The following is a 20012-nucleotide window of genomic DNA, read 5'->3' as shown; positions in this document are numbered from 1 at the left end:
CTGTGACAGATCGGGCGGAGACAGTGTCACGGGGTTGATTCGGCTTGCGTCCCCTGGAGGGTCCGCCTAAGTTACTTCTGCTAATAATAAATTAACGATTGCCCAACGCCGAACAGGTGCTTGGAAGCGATCGTCAGGGGGGCCAAGTTACTTGGTCCGGTATGTGTCACGCGCCCTATGGCGCCGGCAATCCGAGGGGTTAGCGGGTCGGCCGGTAAGCGTTAGGGCGGCTATGGGTCAATTGAGCGTCCTACCGTGGGGATGGGATCGTGGTAACCGGGAAAAATCCTGTGAAATTCTCGCCGCATCAATTTGGGACGCGTCTTGCCGCGTCCTTGTCGAAGCATTTCTCGCCGCGCGAACTGATCGTACGCAGCGATGGCAAAATCAAATATGTCCGTTTGTCGACACGCAGCCAGATGGTGGGCGCGACGCTGTTTGGCGGCATCGCCATCCTGTCGCTGGCGACCTCGATCGGCCTTGCCATGCAGCAGGTGACGTTGCATGGCCGTGATATTGCCGTGCGCGAAGCGGAAGGCGCCTACACCGGCCTGCTGGCTGAGGTGGCCGATTATTTCGACCAGTTCAAGGGCAGCACCGGCAAGCTTGGCGATGACGAGGCTTATCTGCTGGGTCTCTCGGCCGAAGATGCCGGCATGCGTGATGGTCTGCGCTCGATCGCGACCCAGATCGAAGGACCGGCGCCAATTGACGGCAAGGCTGTCAACAAGGCGATGGTCCAGGGCGAGGACCCGCTCCGTGCAAAACTGCGTGAAGCCCTGAAAAACCGGCTCCTGGCGTTCGACAGCGACCTGAAGCGCATTGCCGCGCGCAACCAGTCGCTGACCAACCAGATCGCCGATCTCAAATCCGAAATCCGTGGCATCGAGGGTGATCGGCGCCGGATGGCGACCGAGCGCGATGAACTCACCGCTTTGCTGGAACAAAGCCGCCAGAGCAATGGCAGCCTGGCCACGCAAGTGGCTGACCTGACCGGCCGCCTGACCATTTTGCGGCGCGACCATCAGGCCGCCACGGCACAGGTTGCGAGCCTCACGGCGAAGGTCGACTCCCTGCAGAGCGAGTTGCAGGTCGCCCAGGCGAACAATGCGGATTTGACCCGTCAGGTGGCACAGACGAAGCTGGCGCTTACCACGGTCATCAATCAGCGCAACACGCTGCAGCTCGGCCGGTCGGACCTTGGCCGCACGATCGACGAATTGCGCGACAAGGTGGCGTCGGTCCAGGAAAGCCAGGCCAATTTCGTGGCCAGCGTTACCGAGCGGACGCGCAACAGCCTTGAGGAAATGGAAAAGACGCTGGTCATGACCGGCCTCGACGTGGAGAGCATGATCTCCGCCGCCGAGAAAGACGGGATCGGCAAGGGCGGTCCGTTCCTGCCGGATCCGGCGACGGGGGCCGACGAGACCGAGCAGAAGCTGCTGACCAATGTGGCGACGCTGGATGACGAAGTCGCCCGCTGGGAAAAGATGCAGGTCGTCCTGCGCTCGGTCCCGCTGGCCGCGCCGGTGGACCATTATTACATCTCCAGCGGGTTTGGTGCCCGGGTCGACCCGTTCAACGGCGCCCGCGCGCGCCATGAGGGCCTTGATATGGTGGGGACGCTGCGTTCCGACGTGCTGGCGACGGCACCGGGCACGGTGGTCCATGCCGGCTGGAAGGGAAATTACGGCCGGGTGGTCGAAATTGACCATGGCCTTGGCATACATACGCTTTATGCCCATCTGGATTCAGTTGCCGTGAAGGTCGGGGATGTGGTGGACTACCGGCAAGTGGTTGGGAAGCTCGGTTCTTCGGGGCGCTCTTCCGGGCCGCATTGTCACTATGAAGTTCGCTACAACGATAAACCGCTCGATCCCATGGGCTTTCTCAAGGCAGGTCGCTATGTTTTCAAAGGTTAACAAGTCTGGGCAGCCGGCCGGCATTCAAGATTCGCCGCGCCCAAGCGTTAAGGCTGGTATTCCCTCCATCATCAGCGCAGACCTCCGTATCACCGGTGATCTGGTGTGCAGCGGCGACGTCCAGATCGATGGCTGGGTCGAAGGCGATATTCAGAGCCGCAACATCACGATCGGCGAAGGCGCCACTGTCCAGGGCGGCCTGCAGGCTGAGTCCGTTCGTATCTGCGGCCTCGTCAACGGCGAGGTCCGGGCCGACATGGTGGTGCTGGAGAAGACCGCGCGGGTGACCGGCGACATCCTCCACAAGTCGCTCGCGATCGAGCAGGGCGCCTATCTTGAAGGCATGTGCCGCCGCACCGACACGCATCCGGTGACTGCGGTTGCCGCGAATATCGTCGAGCCGGTCAAGGAAGTGGTCGAGAAGAAAGCCGTTTCCGGCTGATCTTCGCGTCCGATTGCAGTTTATGAGATAAGCGGGTCGTCCCTATCGGCGGCCCGTTTTATCATATCCGGATCGGCATTGCCGCCGGAGCAGATGACGACGACATTTTTGCCGGCCAGATCGCTGCGCATCGCCCAAGCTGCCGCCAACGCGGCGGCACCCCCCGGTTCCACCACCAGTTTCAAATGCCGAAGCGCAAAGTTCATGGCGTCCAGAACCTGGTCGTCAGTCACGACTTTTGACCCGGCCAGCAGGCGCTGGTGAATGGGGAAGGTGAGGGCACCTGGCCGTTCCGCCATCAGGGCATCGCAGATCGAGGGCTTGCCGGGCGCGTTGCCAAGGCGCTCGCCGGCGACCAGCGAACGATTGAGATCGTCGAAGCCAGCCGGCTCCGCGGCATAGATCGCAGCCTGCGGATGCCCGTCCTTGACCGCGAGCGCGATGCCGGCCACGAGGCCGCCACCACTGCATGGTGCCAGCACGACGTCAGGTGTTACGCCGAGGGAGGCGGCCTGAGCGCAGAGCTCGAGGCCCGCTGTGCCTTGCCCGGCGATGATGAAGGGATCGTCGTAAGGCGGCACGATGAGCCCACCTTCCTTGGCAGCAATGCTGCGGGCGATCGCCTCGCGATCTTCCTTGTGCCGTTCGTAAAGCACGACAGTGGCGCCGAGGCCCTTGGTATTGGCGACCTTGATCGCCGGCGCATCGGAGGGCATCACGATGGTCGCCTTGAAGCCGAGCAGCTTGGCAGCCGCCGCGACCCCCTGGGCGTGATTGCCCGACGAGAAGGCGACGACGGCACGCAAGCCTGGATCTGACGCTTTGGCTGCCAGCAGCCGATTGCAGGCGCCGCGGAATTTGAATGAGCCGGTGATCTGCAGCGTTTCCGCCTTGACCAGCAGGCGAAAGCCGAGCCGTTCGCTGATCAAGGGGAAGTCGAGCAGGGGTGTAAGGACGGCGCGGCCGCGCAGGCGCTCGGCGGCAGTTCGGATATCAGCCGCTGTCGCAGCGAATGGTGCGGCGGCCTGCATTGCCTGGCTCAATTTGGGAAACCCTCAGTTGGTGGTCTTGGTTGGAGCTTAGTCGATCGCCCCAGTTGATCGCACGAGTTAATGCCCTAATTAATCGCTGGGCGGTTGAGATCGTCTTCCAGCGCGATGCGGGCGCCACCGTCGGAGAGGCGGCTGCGATAGATCTGCAGATTTTCCATCACGCGCTGGACGTAGTTCCGCGTTTCGTTGAAGGGGATGTTCTCGATCCAATCGATGGCATCGGTCTCCGGCAGGCGCGGGTCGCCATAAAGAATGACCCAGTCACGCACCCGGCTGGGGCCGGCATTATAGGCGGCCACTGCCATGATGTAGGAGCCGTTGAACCGGTCGATCAGCTTCTCAAGATAGAGCCGCCCCAGGCGCACGTTGAAGGCGGGATCGCTGGTCAGCTTCTTTTCCTGCAGCTTCTTGACGCCGAGCTCCTTGGCGAGCGGGCGAGCGGTCGAGGGCATCAGCTGCATCAAGCCCTGGGCGCCGGCCGGGCTGCTGATCTTGGCGTCGAAGGCGCTTTCCTGCTTGATGATGGCGAGCACCAAGGCCGGCTCGGGCAGTTTGCCGGCAGGCAGCTTGATGGTCGGGAACAGATATTCAGAAAGCTCGAAACCTTTCTGCCGGGCTTCCTTGGCGACAGCGATGGCAAGGTCATCGCGCTTCACGGATTTGGCGAGGCTCGCCAGCAAGGCATAGTCGGTCACCTTGGTGGCGCGGGCGGTCAGCGTCATGACGAAGGGACGGAGACGATCCTCTTCGCCGATCTTGCCGAGCAAGCGCACCACCTTGACCAGTTCCTGCTTGGCGAAGGTCGCTTTCTCGTTGGCGGTCGGGCGGATGCCGCTGTCGAGCACCAGGTGCTTGGGATCAGTGAGGCGTGCTGCGGCAAGCTGGCCATAATAGATGCTGAGATTCTTGGCGGCCTTCCGATACCAGTCGGTAGCCGTCGCCATGTCGCCCTTGGCTTCGGCGGCGCGGCCGATCCAATAAGCAGCACGGGTCTTGCTGATGACGGATTTCGCCCCGCCATGGAGGTTGGCGAAATGCTTCATGGCGACGTCGGGCTCGTCGAGATAGCGGAGTGCCACCCAGCCAGCAAACCACTCCCCTTCGACAAAGGCATCGCCTGTATCGGCATTATGCGCGGCGGCGAGACGATAGGCAGCGCTGACATCGCCATTGGCCAGCAGTTCTCGCGCGGCCCGGTAGAGTTCGTCCCACATGAGGTCGGGGCGTGAAACATTGGTCGGTGGCGGGTCGAGCAGCTGCAGCGCGCGCTCGATCTGGCCCTTCTTGCGCCAGGCGCGGGCCATCTCGTAGATGAGGCCGGCATCGTCGCGCAGTTCCAGCGGCACCAGGCCGCCGGCCGCATCGGGCGTGACCTTCTGGTCACGGAGGCGCATACGGGCGCTGGCAAGGGCAGCATGGCCGGAGTCCACGCGCTTCAGCATGCGCAGGGCCTGGTCCCGCTCATCCTCCCACAGCAGGCGATCCAGGCGCACGACATGATCGGCCATGGTGAGGAGGTCGCCAAAGCGCGCCAAGAAAGTGTTCTCCTGGTCGAGCGCGAAATCTTCGGTGGTCCAGGCAAGGATCGTGACCTTGCGGGCGCGCTCGACCTGTTTGTCGGCTCGCAGCGCGCCGATGAGCTTGATGGCGCCTTGTGCCGTCAGCGGGTCGCGGGTGCCAAACCAAGCAAGGACCGAGGCGGTCGGATAGATCTCCGGCATGGTCCGTTCGGCCTGGGCGGTCAGCGTGTCGCGCAGCGGCCAGTCCGGATTCTGCTTGAGGAACCGGGTCATTTCATCGAAGGAACGGCCGGGACCGGGACGGGTAAGGTCCAGCCACTGGATCACCTTGCCGGGCAAGGGATCCTTGGCAAGGTCTGCAAGGCGCCTTGCTTCCTTCCAACGATCATTATCAATCGCCTGGAAGGCCTGCTGATAGAGCCGTTTGTCCTTGGCACTGAGGGCGATGTCCTCCGCCCGGCTGGCCTGCGACCAGCCCGCCGTGAGGACAACAGCGACAAGGCAGGCCCCGATCAGGCGTGGCAACAAGGAAGAGATCCCGAAGAGACGGGCCAGGGCCTTGGCTCTGGTGAAAGATACCGGGCCGAAATTCAGAGATATGTGGGTCATTTCCTCGCTCGGCTGCGCGCGAATCGGCGAACACAGCCCCCGCATTGTAGGAGCGGATTCATTGACGCTCAATGGATTCAATGTGTTGCCCATCACACAGTAATGCAGAACATTCATTTCTAAGCGGTAAATGGAGATCAATAGTCACAGGTGGCGATTCGTCGGTTTTTACGGCAGAACGCTTGCAGACCCCAGAGACAGAAGCTATTTTCCGGGCCCGATTGAAAGTTGCCCGGGCAGTGAAATGCTGGTCCCGGGCCGAAATTGATGGAGTGCGCCATGTTCAAGGGTTCGATGACCGCTTTGGTCACACCGTTCCGCAACAATGCGGTGGACGAGGCTGCGTTCCAGAAATTCGTCGATTGGCAGATCACGGAAGGCATCGACGGCGTGGTCCCGGTCGGTACCACTGGCGAATGCCCGACGGTCAGCCATGAAGAACATCATCGTATCGTCGAACTGGCGGTCGAGGTGGCCAAGGGCCGTGTCCCGGTGATCGCCGGGACGGGGTCGAATTCGACCGCCGAGGCCATCGACCTCACGCGCCATGCCGAAAAGGCCGGCGCCAGCGCCGCCCTGGTGGTACTGCCCTATTACAACCGGCCGACGCCGGAAGGCCAATATCAGCATTTCAAGGCGATTCACGACGCCACCAACCTGCCGATCATCATCTACAACGTGCCGCCGCGCAGTGCCGTTGATATGTCGGTGGATACCATGGCGCGCTGTGCTCAGCTGCCGCGCGTGATCGGCGTCAAGGATGCGACGGCGGACCTCGCGCGGCCGGCGCGCACCAAGCTCGCGATCGGGGCCGATTTTTGCCAGCTCTCCGGCGAAGATGCGACAGCCCTGCCGTTCCTGATCCAGGGTGGTGTCGGCTGCATCTCGGTTACCTCGAACGTGGCGCCCAAGCTCACCTCGCAGATGCATGCCGCCTGGCGTGCCGGCGACATCAAGAAGGCCATGGAGATCAACGAGCGGCTGATGCCGGTCAACGATGCCATGTTCTGCGAAAGCAGCCCCGGCCCGGTGAAATATGCGCTCTCCTTGATGGGGCATATCCAGTCGGATCTGCGCCTGCCGCTGGCGCCGATTTCCGAAGCGTCGAAGCAGAAGGTCGAGGCTGCGCTGAAGAAGGCTGGCCTGATCGGCCAATAGCCGAATTCAGCTGGCAGTGAAGCGGAACAATCATGGCGCGAGATATTTCGACCAACAAATTCGCCGCGCAAAATCGCAAGGCGCGCCACGATTATTCGATCAGTGACGAGATCGAGGCCGGCATTGCGTTGATGGGGTCCGAGGTGAAGTCGCTGCGCCTTGGCCGTTGTAGTATCGCCGAGGCCTTTGCCGCCGAGCGCGATGGCGAGTTCTGGCTGCTCAATGCGCATTTCCCGGAATATGAGGCGGCCAACCGTTTCAATCACGAGCCTGGCCGGCCGCGGAAATTGCTGCTGAAAAAGCGCGAGGTCGTGAAACTGGTGAACGCTACGCAGCGCGACGGCGTGACTGTGGTGCCACTCTCGATCTATTTCAATGAACGCGGCCGCGCCAAATGCAATCTCGGCATCGCCAAAGGCCGTCGGCAAGTCGACAAGCGCGCCGCGATCAAAGACCGCGACTGGAAGCGCGACCAGAGCCGCATGCTCAGGAACCGCGGCGGGGATTGAGCGCAGCCTTCGCACGCGCACGAATTTGCTCTGACACCCCCCTCACCCTAACCCTCTCCCGCAAGGGGAGAGGGAATGAGATCTGGCGGCAACGCCCAGCGACGTAAACCTATCTGGATGTGGGAGCGTGGCAAAAGCCCCTCTCCCCTTGCGGGAGAGGGGTTGGGGTGAGGGGGCTATAGTCCCGCCGCTTCTTTCACATGCGCCATCGCTTCCTTGAACATCTTCGGCGTGAGCACGCCGGTATTCGTGTTGTAGCGCGAGCAGTGATAGCTATCGATCAGGATGCGGCCGTCGCTTAAGTTATGGCGGCGGTTATGGCCGAATTTGAAGGCGCTGCGTTTTTCACCGAGCGCCATCAGTGCGGCGTCATGGGCAATGGCGCCCAAAGCGAGATAGACGCGCGCTGGCGAAGCCGCGATCTCCGCTTTCAGGAAAATATTGCAGGTGCGGATTTCGATCGGTGTCGGCTTGTTCTGGGGCGGGACGCAGCGCACGCCATTGACGATGCGGCAGCCCTTCAATATCAGGCCGTCATCCGGCCGCTCGTCATAAACGCCCGTCGCCAGCTTCAACTCCAATAAGGTGGCGAACAACAGATCGCCCGCCCAATCGCCGGTGAAGGGGCGGCCGGTGCGGTTAGCGCCGTGCAGGCCGGGGGCGAGGCCGACGATGAGGAACTTTGGCTTGGCATCGCCAAAGGCCGGGACCGGCGCGTTGAAATAGTCGGGTAACTTGCGCCGGTTGTCGGCGCGGAATTCCGCCAGGCGCGGACAGAGTTGGCAGTCTGGCGCTGGCCCGACAATCGCGTTGGCGGCTGGCATGATGTTGGCGGCTGATCTTAAGCGTTTTGCGGTTCGTCGTCAGCCGACGCTTCGCGGCCGGGCTGCTCTTTCGGTGCTTCACGGACCGGCGTGGTGCGCGGGTTGTGGGCGCGGGCGACGATCGAGGCCAGGTCTTCCAGTTCAACGAACATGTCGGCCTGCCGGCGCAATTCGTCGGCCACCATCGGCGGGTTCGAGCGCACGGTCGAGACCACGGAGACGCGGACACCGCGGCGCTGGACGGCTTCCACCAGGCGGCGGAAATCGCCATCGCCGGAGAACAGCACCACATGGTCGAGATGGGCCGACATTTCCAGGACATCGATGGCAAGCTCGATATCCATATTGCCTTTGATCTTGCGCCGCCCCATGGCGTCGGTGAATTCCTTGGTCGGCTTGGTCACCATGGTGAAGCCGTTATAGTCGAGCCAATCCACCAGCGGGCGCAGCGGCGAATATTCCTGGTCCTCAACCAAGGCGGTATAATAAAAGGCGCGGATTAGGCGGCACTGCTCCTGGAAATGCTTCAGCAGGCGCTTGTAATCGATGTCAAAGCCAAGGGCGCGGGCTGCGGCATGCAGATTAGCGCCGTCGATGAAAAGGCCAACCCGTTCCTGGGCGTAAAAGCGAAGGGCCATAATGTTGTCCTCGTCGGAAATATGACTGAAAGATATGCTGTGTGGAAATTTTGGCGTCTTTATAAGACGTACTGGGCGGACCTTAGTGCCGATAGGCGGCGCCAAGCAAGATTTAATGAAACCGTGTCGCCGCGCGCCGGAAGAGTCGGATGATTCGCACGTCAAATCACAGCGACAGGTTGCCTGGAATCGATGGTGGGGGAATCGATGGCGGCGGGATCTATATCGGGCTTGGTGCCAACCTGCCCAGCGCGGCCGGCAGCCCGGTCGAGACGCTGGAGGCGGCGCTCGTCGATATTGCGGCGGCCGGGGTCAAGCTGCTGCGCCGCTCGCCCTGGTATGAATCGGCCCCGGTCCCACGCGTAGATGACCAGCCTTGGTATGTGAACGGCGTGGTCGAGGTGGCAACCTCGCTGGAGCCGGCAGCACTCCTTGCTATCCTGCAGCGTTTCGAGGCTGAGAGTGGGCGCGTGCGGTCGGTTGCCAATGCGCCGCGCCCCCTCGATCTCGACATCATCGCCTATGGTGAGCGGGTCAATGGCGGGCCAAATCCCCCGCTTTTGCCGCACCCGCGGATGGCGGAGCGGGCCTTTGTCCTGCTGCCGCTGCAGGCCATCGCCCCGGATTGGCGGCACCCGGTCCTGGGTCGCACGGTGGCAGAACTCATCCGTGACATGCCGCCGGGGCAGGAAATCCGTTTGGTTTGAGGCCCTTGGACGGGTCACCGGCATGGATCGCGCCATGCGCCTGCGGCATAATGGCTGCCCTGCCGCGGCACGGCCCCGCTGCTTGAACCCTGAAAATCAATAGAGTAAGTTCAGGCAATTAGGCGAATTCCTGGAGACTATCGAAAATGGCGCGCGTAACAGTCGAAGATTGCGTTCAACGAATCCCCAACCGCTTTGAGCTGGTCATGCTGGCTGCTCAGCGGGCGCGGGAGGTTTCGGCCGGCGCGCAGATCACGGTCGACCGTGACAATGACAAGAACCCGGTCGTGGCGCTGCGCGAAATCGCGGACGAGACCGTGGTGCTGGCCAATCTCACCGACAGCCTCATCACCGGCCTGCAGAAGCATGTCGAGAATGACGAGCCGGAAGAAGAAGGTACCGGTTTTGGCACTGGCGCCGGCGATCTGCTGGCCGAAATGCAACAGGCACAGATTTCGGACGACGAAGCCGAAGAAGCCGATATGACCATCGACGGCGAGTTCGAGGATGCCGCGGAGGCCGATGACGGCAACTGAGCGGAAATCGCTTCCGTCGGTTGCCAGCTTCCTGAAATACGGAAAGGATTGGTTTCACCCAATTACAGCTGAGAGCGCCGAGCGTGCGGCGAGATCCAAGTTGAGGACCGCATGATCCGGCAATTCGAACTGGTCGAGCGGGTGAAATCTTACGATCCAGGCGCGGATGAGGACCTCCTCAACCGCGCCTATGTTTTTTCGATGAAGGCCCATGGCAGCCAGGCGCGCGCCTCGGGCGATCCCTATTTCTCGCATCCCCTGGGTGTTGCCGAAATCCTGACGCGGTTGAAGCTCGATTCCGCTTCGATCGCCACCGGCCTCCTCCACGACACGGTCGAAGACACCGAAGCGACGCTGGAACAGGTCCAGTCGATGTTCGGTGCGGAAGTGGCGCAGCTGGTCGATGGCGTCACCAAGCTCTCGCGCCTCGAGCTGCAATCCGACAATACCAAGCATGCGGAAAATTTCCGCAAGCTGGTGCTCGCCATGTCGAACGACATTCGCGTGCTGCTGGTGAAGCTCGCCGACCGTCTGCACAACATGCAGACGCTGCATTTCATCAAGAATGCGGATAAACGCCGGCGCATTGCGGCTGAGACGATGGAAATTTATGCGCCGCTCGCCGAGCGCATGGGCATGCATCAGCTCAAGGACGAGCTGGAAAATCTGGCCTTCGCAGAGCTCAATGCCGATGCCTATCAGTCGATTATCCAGCGCCTTTCTTATTTGCGCGAGCAGGGCACCGACATCTGCACCAAGATCATCGCCGAGCTGCAGAAGACGATGAAGGAGGCGGATCTCGACGCCGACGTGTCAGGCCGCGAGAAGACGCCTTATTCGATCTGGCGCAAGATGCAGAAGAAGCGCATGGAGTTCGAGCAGCTCTCGGACATCATGGCGTTCCGCGTGATGGTCAAGGATATCGGCCAGTGCTATCAGGCGCTGGGTGCGCTCCATGGCAAATATTCGATGATCCCGGGCCGCTTCAAGGATTACATCTCGACGCCCAAGCCCAATAATTACCAATCGCTCCATACCGGCATCATCGGCCCGCAGCGCATGCGCATCGAAGTGCAGATCCGCACCGACAATATGCATGAAATCGCTGAAATGGGCGTTGCTGCACATTGGGGCTATAAGCAGGGCGCTACCAAGATCGACGGCAGGCAATATCGCTGGCTGCGGGAACTTCTCGACATTCTGGAGCATGCCTCGGGACCGGAAGAGTTCCTCGAACATACCAAGCTCGAGATGTTCCAGGACCAGGTGTTCTGCTTCACACCGAAAGGCGATCTCATCGCCTTGCCGCGCGGCGCGACGCCGGTCGATTTCGCCTATGCGGTCCATTCCGAGGTCGGCGATACCTGTGTCGGCGCCAAGATCAATGGGCGCATCATGCCGTTGCGCACCGAATTGCAGAATGGCGACCAGGTCGCGATCGTCAATTCCAAGGCGCAGACACCGTCGCCGGCCTGGGAGCGTTTCGTCGTCACCGGCAAGGCCAGGGCCTGCATCCGCCGATTCATCCGCACCCAGCAGCGCGCGCAATATCTGGAACTTGGGCGCGCCATGCTGCACAAGGAATTCGCCCATGCCGGCTATGAATATGCCGAGAAGGCGATCGATGGCGTCCTGAAGAAGTTCAAGGCTGAGGAGATCGAGGATCTCATCACCCAGGTCGGCGAAGGCATCATTGGCGCCCGCGAAGTCGTGAATTCCGTCTTCCCCGGCAACAAGACGCAGATCCCCAACGACAAGATCGTACCGCTGAAGCGCGATCCCAAAAAGGCCAAGGGTGGTCATGCGATTCCGATCCGCGGTCTCATTCCCGGCATGGCAATGCATTTTGCGGGCTGCTGCCATCCGCTGCCCGGTGACCGTATCGTTGGCATCGTCACCACCGGCAAGGGCGTCACCATCCACACCATCGATTGCGAGACGCTGGAGAGTTTTGCCGACACGCCGGAACGCTGGCTTGATGTCGCCTGGGACCAAGACAAGAACGCACAGGAGCAGCACACCGGGCGCCTTGATGTCGTCATCGCCAATCAACCGGGGAGCCTGGGATCGCTCACTACCGTCATCGGCAAGAACAGCGGCAATATTTCGAATCTGAAGATCGTCAATCGATCGATCGATTTCTTTGAGATTATTGTCGATGTCGAGGTCACGGATCTCAAGCACCTGACCAACATCATCGCTGCCCTGCGCGCAACCCCTTCGGTCAATTCGGTCGAGCGGGCGCGGGGATAGAGCCTTCCATGATCCTCGGCATCGGCAACGACCTCATCGACATCCGGCGCATTGAGAAATCGATCGAGCGCTTTGGCGACCGGTTCATCCAGCGTGTCTTCACCGAGGTGGAGCGGCAGAAATCGGACCGGCGGGCGCAGCGGGCAGCGTCCTATGCCAAGCGCTTTGCCGCCAAGGAGGCCTGCTCGAAGGCGCTCGGTACCGGCTTTCGCGACCAGGTCTTCATGAAGGATATGGGGGTGGTCAACCTGCCCAGCGGCAAGCCGACCCTGAAGTTGACCAATGGCGCGCTCCGGCGCCTGCAGGAGATCACGCCGCCTGGCATGGTGGTGCAGATCGACCTTACCATCACCGATGATTTCCCGCTCGCCCAGGCCATCGTCATCATTTCGGCCAATCCGGCACCCTGAAAATCGACCGTACGGCCTAAACCAGCGAAAAAGCTTGGAAAAACCGCCGTGCCGCGACAAAAAGCCGGGCTGAAAGCCTTGACTTTAAGGGGTCTGGCTGGCTTGATCCGGCCCTAAAGGCGCGCCGCAAGGGCGTGTTATCCCATGTCCAAAGGCCGCTATACCCACCATGGCGCGTAAGACAGATTCCGAGCCCAGCCAGATCGCTGAGACCGTGAAAACCATCGTGTGGGCCGCGGTCATCGCCGTGGTCATCCGCACCTTCGCCTACGAACCCTTCAGCATCCCGTCGGGATCGATGATCCCCACCTTGCTGATCGGCGACTATCTGTTCGTCTCGAAGACAGCCTATGGCTACAGCCGCTATTCCTTTCCGTGGGGCATCGTGCCGGTCAAGGGCCGCATCTGGGAAGACAAGCCGGAACGTGGCGATGTCATCGTGTTTCGCCCGCCCGGCGAGCCGCAGACCGATTTCATCAAGCGCCTCATTGGCCTCCCCGGCGATACTGTCCAGGTCAAGGAAGGCCTGCTCTATATCAATGGCCAGCCGGTGAAGCGCCAGCGCATCGAGGATTTCGTCGATGCTGACAGCATCGTCGCTGCCCCCGTGCCGCAATATATCGAAACCCTGCCGGGCGGCGTCAGCCACCGCATCATCGAGGCGCGCGGCGATCAGGGTGATCTCGACAACACCCCCATCTATGTCGTGCCGGAAGGGCATTACTTCATGATGGGCGATAACCGCGACCGTTCGAGCGACAGCCGCGTCATGAACGGCCTTGTGCAATTCGATGCCAACACACGGATCACCGACCCGGCGCAGATGGGCAATGTCGGTTTCGTGCCGGCGGAAAATTTGATCGGTCCGGCCGAGGTGCTGTTCTGGTCCTACGACAATACGCTGAAGCTGACCAATCCCATTACCTGGGTGACAGCCCTCCGCTGGCGGCGCCTCGCCGATCTTGTGGAGTGATTGGTGGCCAAGGGCGCCATCGCCGAACTGGCGCAGATTGTCGGCCACGCTTTTGCGCAGCCGGACCTGCTGGAAACGGCTATCACGCATCCCAGCGCCACCGGGCGCGGCCGTGTGAAGCGCACGCGCCGCACGGCCAAGAGTGCGGCTGCTGACGCGAAACTTGCCGACAACCAACGTTTGGAATTCCTTGGCGACCGCGTGCTGGGTCTGATTGTCGCTGAAATGCTGTTTGCGACCTTCCCGCTGGAAGATGAAGGGGCGCTGGCCAAGCGCTTGGCCGCTCTGGTGCGCCAGGATGGGTTGGCGCAGGTGGCGCTCAATCTCGGCTTTGGCCGCTTCCTCACCCTCTCCAAGGGTGAAGAGGAAAGCGGTGGCCGGGAAAATCCGGCGACGCTCGCCGATGCCTGCGAGGCGATCATCGGTGCCCTCTATCTTGATGGTGGCATCGAATGCGCGCGGACTTTTGTCGAACGGCACTGGCGGCCGATGATGTCCGCCGAACTCAATCCGCCGCAGGATGCGAAGACAGCGCTGCAGGAATGGGCCCAGGCTGCGGGCCTCAGCTTGCCGCGCTACACGGTCATCCGCAGCGAAGGCCCGCCCCATGACCCGGTGTTCGAGGTCGAGGCCCATGTCGATGGCCATCCGCCAACCCGTGGCGCCGGTCGCTCGAAACGGGCCGCCGAACAGGCTGCCGCCACGCAATTGCTGGCCCTGGTGCGACCGCTGGGTCTGGTCCAAGATATGAGCGTAGAGGTTGGTCCGAATTGAGGACCGGCCTGATGGCGCGTCTATAGAAAGCAGGCTCGCTATGAGTTCCGATTCCGTTACCAGCTGCGGCTTCATCGCAGTCCTGGGCGCCCCCAACGCCGGCAAATCGACGCTGGTCAACCGCGTCGTCGGCCAGAAAGTATCGATCGTCAGTCCCAAGGTGCAGACCACGCGCGCCAAGGTGCTGGGCATCGTCATGAAGGAAGGCACCGCCGGCACCGCACAGATGATTTTCGTCGATACGCCAGGCATCTTTGCGCCCAAGCGCCGGCTCGACCGCGCCATGGTGGCAGCGGCGTGGAGTGGGGCGGGGGATGCCGATCAGGTCCTCCTCCTGGTGGATGCCAGCCGCAAGGGCATCGATGACGATACCAGGCGCATCATCGATGGCTTGAAGCAGCATAAGCGCAAGGCTGTCCTGGTCCTGAACAAGATCGACCAGGTGAAGGAACGCGAACGGCTGCTGGCCAAGACCGCCGAGATCAACGCGCTCGGCAATGAGGAAGGCGATCTCTTCACCGATACCTTCATGATCTCTGCCGAGAATGGTGATGGGGTCGAGGATCTGGTGGCCGAACTCTGCCGCCGCATGCCGCAGGGTCCGCACCATTACCCGGAAGACCATATCACCGACGCGCCGCAGCGCTTCCTCGCTGCCGAAGTGACGCGTGAGCATCTCTTCCGCCAGTTGCATGATGAAATCCCCTACGCCCTTACCGTCGAGACGGAAGGCTGGGAGGAATTCAAGGATGGCTCGGTCAAGATCACGCAGATCGTCTTCGTGGCCAAGGAAGGCCAGAAGGCTATCGTCATTGGCAAGGGTGGCGCCCGCATCAAGGCGGTGCGCGAAGCCACACAGCGTGAACTGGAGCAGATGCTGGAGCGCAAGGTGCATCTGTTCCTGTTCATCAAGGTGCGCGGCAGCTGGGCCGAAGATCCCGAGCGCTACCGCGAAATGGGCCTCGATTTCGAGAGCTGACGAAACACCGAGGTACGGGTGGACTTCACCGACACCGCCTTCGTCCTTTCCGCCCGTCGCCATGGTGAAGGCGACATCATTCTCTCATGCCTTACCCGCGAGCATGGCCGGCATATGGGCCTGGTGCGCGGTGGCGCGGCGCGCAAGCAACGCGCCTCCTTTGAGACCGGCAACGCGCTCTCTGTCACCTGGCGGGCGCGGCTCTCCGAACAGCTTGGCAATTTCCAGGCGGAACTCACCGAGGCACATATCGCCCATTTGATGGACGATGCGGATCGGCTGACCGCCCTGAGTGCCGCGGCAGGCGTCATCGATGCCACCTTGCCCGAGCGCGAGCCGCACCAGGATGTCTATGAGGATTTTGCCGTGCTCATTGCCGGCTTGGTGGCGGCCGTGCCGGATTGGGGCGGGCTCTATCTGCGCTGGGAGCTGAAGCTTCTCGCAGATCTCGGCTTCGGGCTCGATCTTGGCCGCTGTGCCGTCACGGGGGCAACCGACGGGTTGGTCTTCGTCTCACCCAAAACCGGCCGCGCTGTCAGCAAGGAAGGGGCAGGGCGCTATGCCGAACGTCTGCTGCCTTTGCCGGCTTTTCTGCTGGCCGACGATATCATTGCCGATGCCACCTCTCTGGCGCAGGGCCTGCGCCTCACCGGACATTTCCTGCATGCGCATCTGTTACCAACCGCCGGAGCTGAAAAACGCCTGAGTGCGCGTGATCGCCTGGTTGAAAGGCTAAATCGCTAGCGTTGCTAGCTTACAGTTCCCATTTTGTTCTTGACACGCTTACGCTTTATGTGTTATACGTAAATTTGTCCAGGCAATTGGGGTGAATCGCATGCCTCCCTTGAACAGTCCGAAACGTTCGCCGACGTCGGCCGACAGCCAGCTAGGCACGTGGCAGAACGGCACCTTCAAATTCAATTCGCCGGACGCAGAACAGCGCTGGGCGGTCGAAGCCTACCGCAACGGCGTCCATGCCACGGACTGGCATCGCGGCAGCCCAGTCGATGACAAGACACGGGATCTCGTGCTGAACGATCTGGGCGGCCCGACAGCCCCGATCTTTCGCGGTCCCGACGGGCAATACCGGTTTGCCAACATGCAGACGATCGAACCGCAGGAGGTACGCGACCACCGCCGGCGCGCATTCCAAGGTGTGAAGGCCGCCGAGCTGACCGGACCGCAAATGCCTGGCGAGGATGTGATCGCCGCGCGGCACGAGAAGGCCGCGCAGCCGGCACGGCTGCCAGCAACCAATGACAATGCGCAGCCTCCACAGCAGAAGGCACCGGTCATCGCCGATGTCGAAAGGCCGGCAACACAGGCGACACCCGCAACCGCTGATCAGACGAAACCCGGCATCGGCCGCTTTGCTCATATGGCAGCTGCACAGAAAGAAGCCGGTTATCTGTCGCCACAGGAAGTGCTGCAGCATATCGACGACGGCGTTCGTCTGCTCGCCAATGGCGCGACGCTTGGATATGCCGATAACATCGCTGCGGCCGGCAACGCGCTCTTTAGTGCCGGCGATTTCGGTGCGACCTACGACAGGAATCTGATCGAGGAAAAGGCGCGAACTGAAGCGGCCACCGAGAGATCCGGTGTCGTTGGCGCTCTCATTGAATCTGCCCCGCAGTTTGTTCCTGGCGCCGGCGATCTTCTCGGTCTCGCCGGCGATGCAAAGATGTACATCGATGATCCGCGCACACGCACATTGACCAATGCAGGCAAGACTTTGATGGGACTTCTGCCCTTCGTGCCAAGCCTCGCGAGCACCCTCAAGAACGTCGACAATGCCGTTGAAGGCATGGCGAAAGTCGAAGCGAAGGCTGCCGGCCAGGCCGAGGATATGGCGGACGCCTCGCGCACTGACGCAGGCGCGATGCCGGAACAGACACAGCCGGGATCGGTATCATCGGATTTGGCGCTGCCCGATTTCAGGCCAGCCGACTTCGATCCGGCTGACCCGGCTTCGCTCGAGGCGTATTTCAAGCGACCCATCAAGGGGAATGAAGGCGCCGACGGCCATGTCATCTCAAAGCATGTCGGCAAGACGCAAGAAGAGCTGCGGGCCAGATTCCAGGAAGAGCCGCGTGTTCGCTATTCGTCAACCTTCACCGATATGGAGACAGCTGAACGGGTGATCCATACCTCGATCACTGAAAACAGCAAAGTGATATTGGACTGGCTGAAAGCGCCGCGTGGCGACCAGCTGACATTGTCGTACAGTGGGAATGCCGCCATCGGCATATCTGTCGACAAGGCAGGAAATGTGATGCAGAGAAATTCGGCAAAAATCCTTTTGCGCAAAGACGGGCGCGGAGGTTTCTATTATTTTACGGCTTACCCGGACAATTGAGAGAGGGCCGCGATGCGTTTCGCCCCCAGCTAAAAGGAAACGAGTCCATGTCTAAGCAATTCGAGCAATCGCTTGAGCGGCATTCTCCGGAGCTTTACCAGCTCCTGACCTATGTGGCGGCCAATCAATATTACGCCGACTGGCTCGACCGGGCCGTCCGAGAATATAATGAGGTGGCTGGCGAAGCCGCACGTGCTGTGGCGGCCAATCAGATCGATGCCACGGGCAATCAATTGGCCGCCAATCACGACGATCTCAGCGATCTTACCAATTACGATCTCACCACGCCAGACGCGGCCCGCGACTTCCTGGCGACGCTGCACAAAGGGCTTGTTGCCGGATTGGCAAAGCATCCGGCCAAGTAAGCGTTTTGGCGCGGGCTGCAACGGCACGCCACCGGCGGCCGGTTGCAGCAACCTTGATTTGCGCTGCTGCCTTCGCCATGCTCCGGCCCGAACAGGTATTTCGGGGCCGTCATGGGCAATCGTCATTTCATCGTTATCGGCGCCGGCATCGTTGGCGTTTCCACCGCCCTTTATCTGCAGAAGGACGGAAACCGCGTGACCGTGATCGACCGGGGCGATCCGGGCGAAGGAACCTCCAAGGGCAATGCTGCCGTCATCGCCACCGAATCCTGCATTCCCGTGGCGACGCCCGGCGTGTTGTGGGATGTGCCGAAGATGCTGATGGACCCGCTGGGGCCGCTGGCCATCCGCTGGGCCTATCTGCCAAAGATCGCGCCCTGGCTTTTGCGCTTCATCGCGGCGAGCGGTGAAAAGCGGGTCGAGCAGATCTCGATCACCCTACGGTCCGCCCTGGTGCAGGCACTGGCGGCGCATAAGGAACTGGCGGCCCTCGCCGGTCAATCGCTCATGATCAAGGAGACCGGCTGGCTCGGCGTCTTCGAGGGTGAAGAGAAATTCAAAAACTATCAGTGGGATCTGGATTTGCAGACGCGGCGCGGCGTCAAATACCAGGTGCTGCGCCAAGAGGAGATCCGCCAGTTCGAACCCAGCCTGCAGCCGATCTATCGCCATGCGGTCTACTATCCGGAAAACAGCTATGTGACCGACAATTTTGCGCTGGTGCAGCGCCTTGCTAACCAGTTCGTGGCACAGGGTGGAACGTTGGTGAAGGCGCCGGTCGAAGGTTTTGAGATTGGGCCGGATGGCCCCACTGCCGTCCGGGCGGGTGGCAAGACTTACCCCTGCGATGCAGTTGCGGTAACGGCTGGTGCCTGGTCGAAGAAGCTCAGTGCCGAGCTTGGCCACAAGGTGCCGCTGGATACCGAGCGTGGTTATCACGTGACCTTGCCACATGCGCAGAAGCGGCCGCGGATGCCACTTTATTCCGGCGATCATTCCTTTGCCATCACCCCGCTCGACGTCGGTTTGCGTTTTGCCGGCACGGTGGAGCTGGGCGGGCTGGAGGCAGCACCCAATTATGCGCGGGCCGAAAAGCTGATGATCCACGGCCGCCGCATGTTCGGCGAGATGGACGAAACCGGGCGGAGCGATTGGATGGGCTTCCGTCCCTCGATGCCGGATTCGGTGCCCGTGATCAGCCAGGGCGGGCGTTTCAAGAATACCTATTTCGGTTTCGGTCACGGCCATATCGGCCTCACGCTGGGACCGGTCACCGGGCGGATCATTGCCGACCTGGCGGCGGGCCGCGACCCGGGGCTCGACATGCAGCCCTTCCGTATCGACCGGTTCTGAGAGATGCGCGCGCCAGACAAGCCATCGAATGGTGGGTTCTCGCTCCGGCTGCTGCTGCCCTCCGACGCGACGCAGTACCGCGCCTTCCGGCTCAACAATCTGCGGCTCTATCCGACCCTGTTCCGTGCCGATGCCGGCGAAGAATCGCTGAAGCCGCTGGCGACCTCCGAACGGCGGCTCAGTCCGACACCGCTCAACCGCTGGCAGGGTGCCTTCGACATGCAGGGCGTACTCATTGGTGCCGTCGGTTTCCGCCGCGAGGCAGGGGTCAAGCGCCAGCATATCGGGCAAGTGATCGGCCTGTCGGTGGCGCCTGACTGGCAGGGCCAGGGTGTTGCCACCGCCTTGATGGTCGATGTCATCGACTACGCGCGCAACTTGGCGGGCATGCGGCAGATCCAACTGACCCTGACCATTCCCAATCCGGCCGCGGAACAGCTCTACGATCGGCTAGGTTTTGAGGTGTTCGGGATGGAGCAGGATGCGCTCCGTATCGGGCACGAGTCGCATCCCAAACAGCATCGGCAACTGATGCTGGATCGGCTGTAATTCCCAGTCCTGAGCTGGGCCTTTCCTCTAACATCTTGATCGCATGATAAAAGAAAGCGTTGGCGCAGGCTTGACGCGGG

Annotated in this window: 20 protein-coding genes; 16 read left to right on the top strand and 4 right to left on the bottom strand. The window is 61.5% G+C overall.

All coding sequences use genetic code 11. The features are described from left to right. Positions 1-290: 290 nt before the first annotated feature. Positions 291-1922: a M23 family metallopeptidase gene (locus AC1DWZ_RS20040; RefSeq protein ID WP_477170716.1), complete on the top strand. Its 1632-nt coding sequence runs from the start codon at positions 291-293 to the stop codon at positions 1920-1922. Beyond that, complete coding sequence (locus AC1DWZ_RS20035) at positions 1906-2364, top strand: bactofilin family protein (RefSeq protein WP_477170715.1); 459 nt, start codon at positions 1906-1908, stop codon at positions 2362-2364. The genes AC1DWZ_RS20040 and AC1DWZ_RS20035 overlap by 17 nt, the downstream gene beginning before the upstream one ends. 20 nt (positions 2365-2384) lie before the next feature. Here AC1DWZ_RS20035 and AC1DWZ_RS20030 read toward each other — a convergent pair whose 3' ends face one another. Both AC1DWZ_RS20030 and AC1DWZ_RS20025 read right to left on the bottom strand, forming a co-directional pair. Next, positions 2385-3407 (bottom strand): threonine ammonia-lyase, encoded by a 1023-nt coding sequence (locus tag AC1DWZ_RS20030; protein ID WP_477170714.1) that lies wholly within the window; start codon positions 3405-3407, stop codon positions 2385-2387. A gap of 74 nt (positions 3408-3481) precedes the next feature. Further along, positions 3482-5545 carry a lytic transglycosylase domain-containing protein gene (locus AC1DWZ_RS20025; protein ID WP_477170713.1) on the bottom strand — a complete coding sequence of 688 codons (2064 nt, stop codon included), beginning with the start codon at positions 5543-5545 and terminating at the stop codon, positions 3482-3484. Between the two features lie 279 nt (positions 5546-5824). Here AC1DWZ_RS20025 and dapA point away from each other — a divergent pair, with 279 nt between their 5' ends. Further along, a complete protein-coding gene (gene dapA, locus AC1DWZ_RS20020) occupies positions 5825-6703 on the top strand; it encodes a 4-hydroxy-tetrahydrodipicolinate synthase (RefSeq protein ID WP_477170712.1) in 879 nt (292 codons plus the stop codon). A gap of 32 nt (positions 6704-6735) precedes the next feature. After that, complete coding sequence (gene smpB, locus AC1DWZ_RS20015) at positions 6736-7212, top strand: SsrA-binding protein SmpB (RefSeq protein ID WP_477170711.1); 477 nt, start codon at positions 6736-6738, stop codon at positions 7210-7212. A gap of 176 nt (positions 7213-7388) precedes the next feature. Here the strand turns inward: smpB and AC1DWZ_RS20010 are convergent, their stop codons facing one another. Both AC1DWZ_RS20010 and AC1DWZ_RS20005 read right to left on the bottom strand, forming a co-directional pair. Beyond that, on the bottom strand, positions 7389-8036 hold the full coding sequence (locus AC1DWZ_RS20010) for a uracil-DNA glycosylase (RefSeq protein ID WP_477170710.1): 648 nt from the start codon (positions 8034-8036) through the stop codon (positions 7389-7391). 17 nt (positions 8037-8053) lie between these two features. After that, positions 8054-8674 (bottom strand): LabA-like NYN domain-containing protein, encoded by a 621-nt coding sequence (locus AC1DWZ_RS20005; protein WP_477170709.1) that lies wholly within the window; start codon positions 8672-8674, stop codon positions 8054-8056. Between the two features lie 149 nt (positions 8675-8823). On the opposite strand from AC1DWZ_RS20005, the gene folK reads away from it, so the two are divergent. From folK to AC1DWZ_RS19945, 12 genes are all read left to right on the top strand, one after another. After that, positions 8824-9381, top strand: coding sequence for a 2-amino-4-hydroxy-6-hydroxymethyldihydropteridine diphosphokinase (gene folK / locus AC1DWZ_RS20000; RefSeq protein ID WP_477170708.1), 558 nt, complete (start codon positions 8824-8826; stop codon positions 9379-9381). A gap of 146 nt (positions 9382-9527) precedes the next feature. Further along, positions 9528-9917: a DNA-directed RNA polymerase subunit omega gene (gene rpoZ / locus AC1DWZ_RS19995; RefSeq protein WP_477170707.1), complete on the top strand. Its 390-nt coding sequence runs from the start codon at positions 9528-9530 to the stop codon at positions 9915-9917. A gap of 111 nt (positions 9918-10028) precedes the next feature. Continuing rightward, positions 10029-12170, top strand: a complete 2142-nt coding sequence (locus tag AC1DWZ_RS19990; RefSeq protein WP_477170706.1) for a RelA/SpoT family protein — start codon at positions 10029-10031, stop codon at positions 12168-12170. Positions 12171-12178: 8 nt separating this feature from the next. Further along, entirely contained in the window at positions 12179-12580 is a 402-nt protein-coding gene (acpS, locus tag AC1DWZ_RS19985) for a holo-ACP synthase (RefSeq protein WP_477170705.1), read from the top strand. Between the two features lie 169 nt (positions 12581-12749). Next, a complete protein-coding gene (gene lepB, locus AC1DWZ_RS19980) occupies positions 12750-13553 on the top strand; it encodes a signal peptidase I (protein ID WP_477170704.1) in 804 nt (267 codons plus the stop codon). Between the two features lie 3 nt (positions 13554-13556). Continuing rightward, positions 13557-14327, top strand: coding sequence for a ribonuclease III (gene rnc / locus AC1DWZ_RS19975; protein WP_477170703.1), 771 nt, complete (start codon positions 13557-13559; stop codon positions 14325-14327). Between the two features lie 40 nt (positions 14328-14367). Continuing rightward, positions 14368-15306 (top strand): GTPase Era, encoded by a 939-nt coding sequence (era, locus tag AC1DWZ_RS19970; RefSeq protein WP_477170702.1) that lies wholly within the window; start codon positions 14368-14370, stop codon positions 15304-15306. A gap of 18 nt (positions 15307-15324) precedes the next feature. Further along, positions 15325-16050: a DNA repair protein RecO gene (gene recO / locus AC1DWZ_RS19965; RefSeq protein ID WP_477170701.1), complete on the top strand. Its 726-nt coding sequence runs from the start codon at positions 15325-15327 to the stop codon at positions 16048-16050. A gap of 91 nt (positions 16051-16141) precedes the next feature. Next, positions 16142-17665, top strand: coding sequence for an RNase A-like domain-containing protein (locus AC1DWZ_RS19960; protein WP_477170700.1), 1524 nt, complete (start codon positions 16142-16144; stop codon positions 17663-17665). 47 nt (positions 17666-17712) lie between these two features. Then, positions 17713-18030, top strand: coding sequence for a hypothetical protein (locus AC1DWZ_RS19955; protein ID WP_477170699.1), 318 nt, complete (start codon positions 17713-17715; stop codon positions 18028-18030). A 111-nt stretch (positions 18031-18141) separates the two neighbouring features. After that, positions 18142-19383 (top strand): NAD(P)/FAD-dependent oxidoreductase, encoded by a 1242-nt coding sequence (locus AC1DWZ_RS19950; RefSeq protein WP_477170698.1) that lies wholly within the window; start codon positions 18142-18144, stop codon positions 19381-19383. Positions 19384-19386: 3 nt separating this feature from the next. Further along, on the top strand, positions 19387-19932 hold the full coding sequence (locus AC1DWZ_RS19945; RefSeq protein ID WP_477170697.1) for a GNAT family N-acetyltransferase: 546 nt from the start codon (positions 19387-19389) through the stop codon (positions 19930-19932). Positions 19933-20012 lie beyond the last annotated feature (80 nt).

Source organism: Dongia sp. P2_B8, from assembly GCF_056404715.1.
Note: the sequence above shows the minus strand (reverse complement) of the source record. Positions and strands in the feature narration are given on the sequence as shown.